Source organism: Aeromonas finlandensis (genome assembly GCF_000764645.1).
GTDB lineage: Bacteria > Pseudomonadota > Gammaproteobacteria > Enterobacterales > Aeromonadaceae > Aeromonas > Aeromonas finlandensis.
Map to the genome: position 1 here is coordinate 96,536 of NZ_JRGK01000032.1, position 9,622 is coordinate 106,157.

The 9,622-nt window shown below is 58.9% G+C and carries 11 protein-coding genes; 6 read left to right on the forward strand and 5 right to left on the reverse strand.

Annotated features, from left to right (window positions below; all coding sequences use genetic code 11):
* Positions 1 to 929: 929 nt before the first annotated feature.
* From gpt to LD28_RS0104630, 5 genes are all read left to right on the forward strand, one after another.
* Positions 930 to 1,397 (forward strand): xanthine phosphoribosyltransferase, encoded by a 468-nt coding sequence (gene gpt / locus LD28_RS0104610; protein ID WP_033135834.1) that lies wholly within the window; start codon positions 930 to 932, stop codon positions 1,395 to 1,397.
* Positions 1,398 to 1,562: 165 nt separating this feature from the next.
* The gene (frsA, locus tag LD28_RS0104615; protein ID WP_033135835.1) at positions 1,563 to 2,831 is read left to right on the forward strand and encodes an esterase FrsA; all 1,269 of its coding nucleotides are present in this window, start codon (positions 1,563 to 1,565) and stop codon (positions 2,829 to 2,831) included.
* A 63-nt stretch (positions 2,832 to 2,894) separates the two neighbouring features.
* Complete coding sequence (crl, locus tag LD28_RS0104620; RefSeq protein WP_033135836.1) at positions 2,895 to 3,287, forward strand: sigma factor-binding protein Crl; 393 nt, start codon at positions 2,895 to 2,897, stop codon at positions 3,285 to 3,287.
* A gap of 181 nt (positions 3,288 to 3,468) precedes the next feature.
* Complete coding sequence (proB, locus tag LD28_RS0104625) at positions 3,469 to 4,572, forward strand: glutamate 5-kinase (protein ID WP_033135837.1); 1,104 nt, start codon at positions 3,469 to 3,471, stop codon at positions 4,570 to 4,572.
* Complete coding sequence (locus LD28_RS0104630; protein ID WP_277619814.1) at positions 4,572 to 5,861, forward strand: glutamate-5-semialdehyde dehydrogenase; 1,290 nt, start codon at positions 4,572 to 4,574, stop codon at positions 5,859 to 5,861. The genes proB and LD28_RS0104630 overlap by 1 nt, the downstream gene beginning before the upstream one ends.
* A gap of 86 nt (positions 5,862 to 5,947) precedes the next feature.
* On the opposite strand, the gene LD28_RS0104635 is transcribed toward LD28_RS0104630, so the two are convergent.
* Genes LD28_RS0104635 through rsgA form a run of 5 tightly spaced genes read right to left on the reverse strand, consistent with a single transcriptional unit; the run spans position 5,948 to position 8,791 of the window.
* Positions 5,948 to 6,337 carry a hypothetical protein gene (locus tag LD28_RS0104635; RefSeq protein WP_033135839.1) on the reverse strand — a complete coding sequence of 130 codons (390 nt, stop codon included), beginning with the start codon at positions 6,335 to 6,337 and terminating at the stop codon, positions 5,948 to 5,950.
* 2 nt (positions 6,338 to 6,339) lie between these two features.
* Positions 6,340 to 6,603: a DUF2960 domain-containing protein gene (locus LD28_RS0104640; protein WP_033114870.1), complete on the reverse strand. Its 264-nt coding sequence runs from the start codon at positions 6,601 to 6,603 to the stop codon at positions 6,340 to 6,342.
* Positions 6,604 to 6,607: 4 nt separating this feature from the next.
* Complete coding sequence (locus tag LD28_RS0104645) at positions 6,608 to 6,859, reverse strand: VF530 family protein (protein WP_033135840.1); 252 nt, start codon at positions 6,857 to 6,859, stop codon at positions 6,608 to 6,610.
* Positions 6,856 to 7,728, reverse strand: coding sequence for an archaetidylserine decarboxylase (asd, locus tag LD28_RS0104650; RefSeq protein ID WP_033135841.1), 873 nt, complete (start codon positions 7,726 to 7,728; stop codon positions 6,856 to 6,858). Before asd ends, LD28_RS0104645 begins: the two co-directional genes overlap by 4 nt.
* Positions 7,729 to 7,756: 28 nt before the next feature.
* Positions 7,757 to 8,791, reverse strand: coding sequence for a small ribosomal subunit biogenesis GTPase RsgA (gene rsgA / locus LD28_RS0104655; protein WP_033135848.1), 1,035 nt, complete (start codon positions 8,789 to 8,791; stop codon positions 7,757 to 7,759).
* A 91-nt stretch (positions 8,792 to 8,882) separates the two neighbouring features.
* Between rsgA and orn the strand changes: the two genes are divergently transcribed.
* On the forward strand, positions 8,883 to 9,428 hold the full coding sequence (gene orn / locus LD28_RS0104660) for an oligoribonuclease (protein ID WP_033135842.1): 546 nt from the start codon (positions 8,883 to 8,885) through the stop codon (positions 9,426 to 9,428).
* Positions 9,429 to 9,622: the final 194 nt, after the last annotated feature.

The following is a 9,622-nucleotide window of genomic DNA, read 5'->3' on the forward strand; positions in this document are numbered from 1 at the left end:
ACAGGGCCCCATCAGCGGGCCGAGAAAGAGGATGACGATAATACAGTCAATCCCACAAAAATGTGAGCAATCAGCGTAAATCGCAGGCTGGTGGTGCTGGTGCCGGGGGATGGCAACAAGGCGGTACGATTGTCAGGTTCGGATGACGCTGGTTGGTCGGAAATAAATTATGTGACCGATCTCACAAAAAAGTTGAATTTAACGCGCCGACTGGTAAATTAGCCCTCGTGGTTCGCCACCCGTCAGGATGACGATGAAAGCCTCCAGGGAACCGAAGCAAAGCAAGTGCGCCTCCATGGAATCGAGTGTTTGTTCAAGGATTTGAGCCCGCATAATGGTACGTAACTTGTTAAGCAATCAGGAGTTTCAACATGTTAGGCAGCAGCTCAACTTATTGGTTTGTCCCTTCTTTGTATACCCCGGGTTTCAGCTACCCGAATCCGTTCGTCGCACGTCGCTAAGACGACCAGCCTGATAAGAGACAGGCAATGACGAGAAAGCAGCAGGTGTGTGAGGTCAAACCTCCCCCCTGCTATTTTTTTATATGCATTTTGTCCTGATGCTGCTTCCCGCGTCAGCAGGATGAGTTGCAGTTGGCCGTTTGGCTCTTCGTTGTGCCAATCGGAGATGAAGAGGCCGATTTCCCTGAATTTGGCATACGTTTGCCAGGCATTTTATCTGGAAACGATGCTATCATATCGGCCCAACAGCCTGTCCGCGGTATCGGCACTCTATCTAACCGATCGTCGGATATGCCCATCTTGTTTCCATTGTCATCAGATCTGCTGCCGAGGCTTAGCCCTGAGGCAGCCGAAGTGCAATCTGAATTCAGTCGGGCAAGGGCCGCCATTTGCTGGCATTCGAAGGGTACCTTTCGGGTGTCATTATTTTAAGTGATTGTTTTTATATAACTATTTGAGATCGATAACATGCCGAAAAAGTTCTATGTGTCGTGGGACAACCTGCAACGTGAAGCTCGCCGTCTGGCCCGTCGTCAACTGCCTGTCAGCCAGTGGAAAGGTATCATCGCGGTCAGCCGTGGTGGTCTGGTGCCCGCAGCCCTGATGGCCCGTGAACTTGGCATCCGCAATGTGGAAACCCTCTGCATCTCCAGCTATGACCACGACAACCAGCGCGAGCTGGTGGTGGTGAAGGGCGCTACCACAGCCGGTGACGGTGAAGGTTGGCTGGTGGTGGAAGATCTGGTGGACACCGGTACTACCGCCAAGGCGATCCGCGAGCTCTACCCGAAAGCCAAGTTCATCGCGATTTTCGCCAAGCCGATGGGCGAAGCGCTGCTGGACGACTTCGAAGTTGCGATCCCGCAGGACACCTGGATCGAACAGCCGTGGGATATGGCGTTGGAGTTCACCACGCCGATCTGCGACGAAGAGTAACCGGAGCTGGCGTTATCCACGCCATATGCCGCAACGCAGAATGATGGTTTCACGGGGCCCCAATGTGGGGCCCTGTTTTTTTGTATGTCAATAGGGTTCAGGGTGGCTGTCAGATGGTAAAAGTGGTTAAGATGGGCCATTGCCTGATCTGAATGAGACATTGAATTGGACTTGAACGAAGACCTCAATCTGACCGAACAGCTCTTTACCCGCGTCAAGAAGGTATTGGAAACATCAGAGATTTCCAACTCCAGCGCGGCTAATCTGGCTGAAGCCGCGTCAGACGAGATGTTTATCGACGGCTCCATGTCAAAAAGCTGGTATCGCCTGTTGCGCCGACCCTCCTGGGCCTGGCAGGGGGCTGACCCGGTCGAGGTGGAGCAGACCCTGGCCCGCATTGCCATGGCGACGGGTGAGCGCACTCACGACTGCTATCTCGATACCATCAAGGGCTATGTGCCCGGTAACTGGATCTATGAGTGGAGCCAGGTGGCTGGCACTTACTTCAAGCTGGGTCGCGAACTGCGCGAGCAGGGCGATACCGCTGGCGCCCTGAAACAGTTGCTCAAGGCGGTGCGTTACTACTCCATCGCCAGCTATCCCCATCTGAAAGATGACGAACTGGCGGATCAGGCCCAACTGCTCGGCAACATGGCTTATCGCGAGGCGGGTCGCCTGTTCAAGGTGCCCCTTAAAGAGATCCAGGTGCCATTTCGTGGCAAGAATATCCAGGGTTACCTCCATCTGCCGACCACCGAAAAACCGGTGCCGCTGGTGATCATCAGCGGGGGGATCGACTCCCTGCAGCTCGATTTTCTCAACTTCTACCTCAAGCGGCTCGAACCCCATGGCATCGGCATGCTGTCGCTCGATATGCCGGGCATCGGTTATGCCGAGCATTGGCCACTGGTGCAGGATACCAGCCGTCTCCATCAGGCGGTGCTGCACTATCTCTCCGAAGTGGCTTGGGTCGATCATCAGCGCATCGCCATGGTGGGGATGCGTCTGGCCGGTAACGTGGCGGCCAGATTGGCGTTTATCGAGCCCTTCAAGCTGCGTACCGTGGTCTGTGTCGGGGCGGGGGTGAATCAGGTCTTTACCAATCATGAGCTGTTTGCCAAATGCCCGCGCATGATGCGTGACAGTCTGGCTAACCGGCTTGGTGCCGATGCTGCCCAGTGGGATGTCATGCGCACCAAGTGCCAGGTATTTTCACTCAAGACCCAAGGATTACTGGGGACGCGCACTTCGGTGCCGATATTGAGTATTGGACACAAGCGAGATTTTATTTGTCCCGAGCAGGATGTACGGGCATTGGCGGCCGCCAGCCGTAATGGCAAGGCTATCGTGTTCGACAAGCAGCCTTTGCTGGAGGTCTATGACAAGGCGCTGGACGAGATCGTCGAGTGGCTGAAGCAGCACTTATGTACATGATATTGCGCTAAAAATACGGGCGCCATCATCAGGTGGCGCGACTTGTTTAACAGGGAGGTTAACATGTCTGAAAGAGTGACCTACAAGCGACTGCTCAGGCAGTTTGCTGCCATCGGCCCCTATTTGCGTGAGGATCTCTGTGAAGAGGGGCGTTACCGTTTCGACAGCCTTTCCGTCTGTGTCAGCGCCAAACCGGCGCCAGACAAGCGGGAGTTCTGGGGCTGGTGGTTGGTACTGGAACAGGAGGACCATCTGTTCCGTTACCACTATCAGTTTGGTTTATACAATGCCGACGGTGAGTGGATCCACAAGCCGATCCCCAAGAAACATCAGGTGGAGGTTGAGCGAACCCTCAACCGTTTCTACAAGCTCATCAGTGACAAGCTGACCGCGCTTGAGTGCCAGTTAGTGCCTGCCGAGCAGGTGACCAACGAGCTGAGCGTCACTGCCGCCTGATCCCCTGATGCCCGGCTAAGAACCACGTTTCTTGCCGGGCCATCAGTCAGCCATTTCAACCCCTTCTCTCGGAACAATCAGGGCCTTTGCCCCCATCTCCTCGCCCCGGCGTTAATTGCCTTGCAGGGCTCCATGGCCGTGGGTATAAAGATATTCCTTACTTTTTAGCCTTTATGCTCCCATGGAAAACAGAACCATAGTCGTCAAGTTGGGCACCAGCGTGCTCACAGGGGGGTCTTCCCAGCTCAATCGTGCCCATATGGTCGAGCTGGTCAGACAGTGTGCGGCCTTGCACCGTCACGGCCATCGGGTCGTGGTCGTCACTTCAGGGGCTATCGCTGCCGGGCGTGAACATCTGGGTCACCCGCCACTGGCACCCACCCTGCCCAACAAACAGATGCTGGCAGCCGTCGGTCAGACCCAGCTTATTCGGGTATGGCAGGATCTGTTCAACCTCTACGGCCTGCATATCGGCCAGATGCTGCTGACCCGCGCCGATCTGGAAGATCGGGAGCGTTACCTCAACGCCCGCGACACCCTGCGTACTCTGCTTGATCATCGGATCATTCCGGTGATCAACGAGAACGATGCGGTAGCGACCGCCGAGATCAAGGTCGGCGACAACGACAACCTCTCCGCCCGTGCCGCCATCCTGGCGGATGCGGATCTGCTGATCCTGCTCACCGACCAGAAGGGGCTCTTTACCGCCGATCCGCGCACCAATCCGGATGCCCAGCTGATTGAAGAGGTGCAGACCATCGACGATACCCTGCGCTCGCTGGCAGGTGACAGCGTCAGTGGCCTCGGTACCGGCGGTATGGCCACCAAGCTGCAAGCGGCCGATGTGGCGCGCCGTGCCGGGGTCAATGTGGTGATCGCCACTGGCCAGATGCCGGAGGTGATCGGCCGTCTTGCCAAGGGCGAGCGTATTGGCACCCTGTTCCCGGCGCTGGCCTCCCCGCTGGAAGGGCGCAAGAGCTGGATCCTGGCAGGCCCCCCCCCTCATGGCGAAGTGCATGTGGATCAGGGGGCTGTCGCCGCCATGAAGGAGAAAGGCTCCAGCCTGCTGCCCAAGGGGATCGTTGCGGTCAAGGGCGACTTCATCCGGGGCGACGTGGTGCGCATTCTCGATCCTAAGGGGGCTGAGCTGGCCCGCGGCATCTGCCGTTACGACCATCTGGAGCTGGAGAAGCTGCGCGGCGTCCACTCGGATCAGATTGAGCAGGTACTGGGCTATGGATATGGTTCAGTAGCCATCCATCGAGACGATATGGTGCTGCTCTAATCAGGGCGGCACGGCATGAACAAAAGGGAACCGAGATGAGTCTGGAGAAAATGGGGCAGGCGGCCCGTGAAGCCGCCTATCAGCTGGCCACCATCAGCACGGCGCAGAAGAACCGGGCGCTGGCCGCCATCGCCGACGAGCTGGAGGCTCGTAGCGAGCAGATCCTGGCAGCCAATGACAAGGATATCGCGGCAGGCCGTGAGGCTGGCCTCTCCGAGGCGATGCTGGATCGCCTGCTGCTCAATCCGGCTCGTCTGGCCGGGATTGTGGCGGATGTGCGCAAGGTGATCACCCTGGACGATCCGGTCGGCGCCGAAATCGACAGCCGGGTGCTGGAGAACGGCCTGCGCCTCTCCCGTCGCCGGGTGCCCATTGGCGTCATCGGCGTCATCTATGAGGCGCGCCCCAACGTCACCATCGACATCGCCAGCCTCTGCCTCAAGACCGGCAACGCCAGCATACTGCGTGGCGGGCGCGAGACCTTCCACTCCAATCTGGAGCTGGTGCAGGTGATCCAGCATGCGCTGGTCGCCTCCGGCCTGCCGCAGGCGGCGGTGCAGTACATCGACAATCCGGATCGGGCGCTGGTCGGCGAGTTGCTGCGCCTCGACCGTTATGTGGACATGATCATCCCCCGCGGCGGTGCCGGGTTGCACAAGATGTGCAAGGAGAACAGCTCCATCCCGGTTATCATCGGCGGGTTTGGCATCAGCCATATCTTCGTCGACGAGAGTGCCGATCTGGTGCGCTCTCTGGCGGTCATCGACAACGCCAAGGTGCAACGCCCCTCCGCCTGCAACGCCCTCGATACCCTGCTGGTGCACGAGAAGGTGGCGGCTACCTTCCTGCCGCAACTGGTGGCTCTGATGAACGAGCGCAAGGTGACGCTAGTCGGCGCGGCCAACGCCATGGCGCTGCTGGCGGGTGCCGACAACCTGTGCGAGGCGGGGCCGGAGGATTTCGATACCGAGTGGCTGGGATTGACTCTGGGGGTCAAGCTGGTGGCGGATGTGAACGAGGCACTGGCCCATATGCGCGAGCACAACGCCGGTCACTCCGATGCCATCCTGACCAACGATCTGGCCAACGCCGAGCGTTTCGTCAACGGGGCCGGTTCGGCGGCGGTCTATGTGAACGCTTCGACCCGCTTCACCGATGGCGGCCAGTTTGGGCTGGGGGCCGAGGTGGCGGTCTCGACCCAGATGCTGCACGCTCGCGGCCCCATGGGGCTGACCGAGCTCACCAGCTACAAGTGGGTGGGGCAGGCCGATTACCTTAGCCGCGCCTGATAACAGTCTGTTTCACATACAAAAATGCCGACCTCTTGGGTCGGCATTTTATTTGGTGGATATCGGGAAGATATCAGGTGCTCGGGTTACTCCCCCTGATAAAGCACCTTGTCACCGGATTTGAGCACATAGCCCTTCCAGGGGAAGAGGGTGTAACCGCTGCCCTGCCACGACCAGTTACCTTCCATGCCCTGACGGGCAAGCTGGTGCTGCTCGCCGGTGGGCAGGGTCAGCTCGGCCTTGCTCTGATCGGTGTTGAACAGCACGAACGCACTGCTGGTCTGGCTGGCATCGGTCGGATTGAGCCGGATGCCTTGCTCGAACAGGCGCACGCATTTGCCGGTCAGCGCTGACCACTGATAGCCCGCGCTGCCGATACAGCCGTGGCTGTCGCGATCGCGGCCAACCAGATGTTGTTCAGGTGTACTGCATGCCGCCAGAAGCAGAGAGGCGGCCATCAGAGTCAAGGTTCGCATGGTTACTTCTGATCCTCTTCGAGGTTGTCCCGTTCGATGACGATATTGGAGAATCCCAGCTCTTTGAAGTAGTTCTCCCGGTAATCCTTCACGCTCTTCTTGTCGCGCCGGCACACCTGAGCCAGCTGAGCCTCCATGGCGTGGAAGCTGGCGAGATCGATCCCTTCGGCAGCGGCAACCGCATCATAGATGCTGTTGAACTTGTCGTTGGCATAGCCGATCGTTTTGGCCTGCTTCTTGTAGGTGTAGGTAATCTTGAACGCCATGGCGTTATTCCTTTGATTTGGCTTGCTTGCGCAGAACGTAGAGGTAGAGGCTCTCTACCTTCTCCCGGGCCCATGGGGTCTTGCGCAAGAACTTCAGGCTGGATTTGACGCTGGGCTCATGGGTGAAGCAGCGGATATTGATCTGCTGCCCCAGCTCTTCCCAGCCGTAGTGTTCGACCAGCGCGGTGACGATGGCTTCCAGCGTCAGCCCATGCAGCGGGTTGTTCTTCTGCGAGGCGTTCGGTTGCTCGCTCATGCCTGCTCCGCCAGCTTGGCAAAGGGCTGACCCATGCGGGTGGTGACCCCGTTGGCCAGATGCAGCTCGAAACCGGCCAGCATGCCCGGGCCAAACAGGCAGACGACAGTACTACCCAGTTTGAACAGCCCCATCTCGGCACCTTTTTGCAGGGTAATGGCCTCGTCGCCACTGTAGTCCCAGCGCACCACCTTTTTCTCTTTGGTCGGCGCAATGTTGCCGGCCCAGATGGTCTCGATGCTGGCCACGATAGTGGCACCGACCAGCACCAGCGCCATCGGGCCGTGCGGGGTGCGGAAGGTGGCCACCACCCGCTCGTTGCGGGCAAACAGGTTCGGCACGTTCTCGGCGGTGAGCGGGTTGACGGAGAAGAGATCCCCCGGCACGAATACCATGCTCTCCAGCACGCCGTCCAGCGGCATGTGGATGCGGTGGTAATCCTTGGGCGCCAGATAGATGGTGGCGAAGTCGCCATCCTTGAACGGCGCCACCAGATCCTCATAGCCGCCCAGCAGCTCGCGGGCGCTGTAGTCGTGGCCCTTGGCCTGAATGATGCGACCCTGCTGGATCGGACCGAGCTGGCTGACGGTACCATCGACCGGCAGCGCCAGAGTCATGGCATCTTCTACCACGGGGCGGATACCGGGCTTGAGCTCGCGGGTGAAGAACTCGTTGAAGCTCTTATAGTGGGCCGGGCTCTCGTGCAGCGCCTCGCTCATGTCGACCTGGTACTGCTTGATAAAAGCCTCGATCACCCTGGTGGTGATGTTGCCCGCTTCGGCGGCGGCAAACTTGCCGATCAGACGGGAGAGGGCGTGCTTGGGCAGACAGTATTGACCGGCAATTTTCAGGTTGTCAGTAATGCTCATGTTCATCATCAACGTAGGTTAAACAGGGTCACAGGCGCGCCTGTTGGCGACCGTGACGGGCTTCCTGCATGGTTTCCAGGATGCGGTGATAGTTGTGGAAGCGATCGGCGCTGATGGCGCCACTGTCGACCGCGGCGCGCAGGGCACAGCCGGGATCGTCCTTGTGGGTACAGTCGCGGAACTTGCAGCCACCCAGATAGTCGCGAAACTCGACGAAGCACCAGGTGATGCGGTCGGCTTCCAGATGCCAGAGGGCGAACTCGCGGATCCCGGGGGAGTCGATGAGATCGCCACCGCTCGGGAAGTGGTAGAGCCGCGCCGTAGTGGTGGTGTGCTGGCCGAGCCCCGAGTTTTCGGAGATCTCGCCTGTGAGCACATCCAGCCCCGGCATCAGGGCATTGGTGAGCGAGGATTTGCCCACCCCGGACTGGCCGACGAAGATGCTGATCTTGTCGGTGAGCTTGGCTTTCAGCTCATCGAGCCCTTCACCGCTCTCGCAGCTCACCAGCAGCACCTCGTAATTGAGTTTGCGGTAGGTTTCGAGCTGGCGCTCGATGCGCGCTCTGGCGGCATCATCGAGCATATCGACCTTGTTCAGCACGATGAGGGGGCGGATCTCCACATCCTCGGCGGCCACCAGATAGCGGTCGACGATGTTGGTGGAGAACTCGGGCATCACCGCCGAGACGATGATGATCTGGTCGATGTTGGCAGCGATGGGTTTGACCCCGTCGTAGAAGTCCGGCCGGGTCAGTACCGAGTGGCGCGGATGCACCGCCTCGATGACGCCGGCGATGGCGGCATTGAGGCCGGGACGCCACACCACCTTGTCGCCGCACACCAGACTGCTGATGCTGCTGCGCCGCAGGTTGCTGCGGTGGATGGTGCCATCGCTCGCTTCCACGTCCGCGTGCTGACCGAAACGGCTGATCACCACCCCTTCGATGGCCGGGCCAAACAGGGTGTCATCCACCTCTGTGGTGTGCTCTTTTTGCAGCCGACGCTCGCGGTTGGCCTGGACGCGTCTTTGTTGACCCAGATTGAGTTTTGCTTTCTTTGCCACTCGATTCGCCAGTTTATGAACAGATCCAAAGCCAGTATGATACATGCAAATTGGCAAAATTCCGCCATTCCTCCCAACAGAGAGAGTAATCATGACAGTCAGCGCGCAGAACCTGGTATGGATCGACATGGAGATGACGGGTCTCGACCCTGAAGAGAACGTGGTACTGGAGATTGCCACCATCGTCACCGACAAGGACCTGAACGTGCTGGCCGAAGGGCCGGTCATTGCCATTCACCAGAGCGAAGCAGAGCTCGCCAAGATGGACGAGTGGAACGTCAACACCCACACCAAGAGCGGTCTGGTGGCCCGGGTCAAGGCGAGCCAGCATGACGAGGCGAAAGCCGTTGCCGAGACCCTCGAGTTCATTCGCCAGTGGGTGCCGGAGCGTACCAGCCCGCTGTGCGGCAACAGCATCGGTCAGGATCGCCGCTTCATGGTCAAGCACATGAGCGATCTGGAAGCCTTCTTCCACTATCGCAACGTCGACGTCAGCACCATCAAGGAGCTGGTACGCCGCTGGCAGCCGGAACTGCTGGATCAGTTCAAGAAGAGCGGCACCCATCAGGCGCTGGACGACATCCGCGAATCCATCGCCGAGCTGCAGTTCTATCGCGGCCACGTCTTCAAGATCTGATTCCCCGGCAAGGGTTTGTCATGCTCTGGCTGCTAAAATCGACAGTTCGGCCAGCTTTTGAGCGAACGCGCGCAACCAGACAAAAAAGCCCTTGCAATTGGAATGACTGCTCTTATAATTCGGCTCCCGTACAGTAGCGCAAGCAACCAAATGCTGTACGGCCTGTTTTAAGGTAGTTGCGGGAATAGCTCAGT

Bases quoted from the DNA above. Each gene is read 5' to 3' on its own strand.
- gpt (WP_033135834.1), top strand. From the start codon at position 930: ATGCCGAAAAAGTTCTATGTGTCGTGGGACAACCTGCAACGTGAAGCT.
- crl (WP_033135836.1), top strand. From the start codon at position 2,895: ATGTCTGAAAGAGTGACCTACAAGCGACTGCTCAGGCAGTTTGCTGCC.
- proB (WP_033135837.1), top strand. From the start codon at position 3,469: ATGGAAAACAGAACCATAGTCGTCAAGTTGGGCACCAGCGTGCTCACA.
- LD28_RS0104635 (WP_033135839.1), bottom strand. From the start codon at position 6,337: ATGCGAACCTTGACTCTGATGGCCGCCTCTCTGCTTCTGGCGGCATGC.
- LD28_RS0104640 (WP_033114870.1), bottom strand. From the start codon at position 6,603: ATGGCGTTCAAGATTACCTACACCTACAAGAAGCAGGCCAAAACGATC.
- LD28_RS0104645 (WP_033135840.1), bottom strand. From the start codon at position 6,859: ATGAGCGAGCAACCGAACGCCTCGCAGAAGAACAACCCGCTGCATGGG.
- asd (WP_033135841.1), bottom strand. From the start codon at position 7,728: ATGAGCATTACTGACAACCTGAAAATTGCCGGTCAATACTGTCTGCCC.
- orn (WP_033135842.1), top strand. From the start codon at position 8,883: ATGACAGTCAGCGCGCAGAACCTGGTATGGATCGACATGGAGATGACG.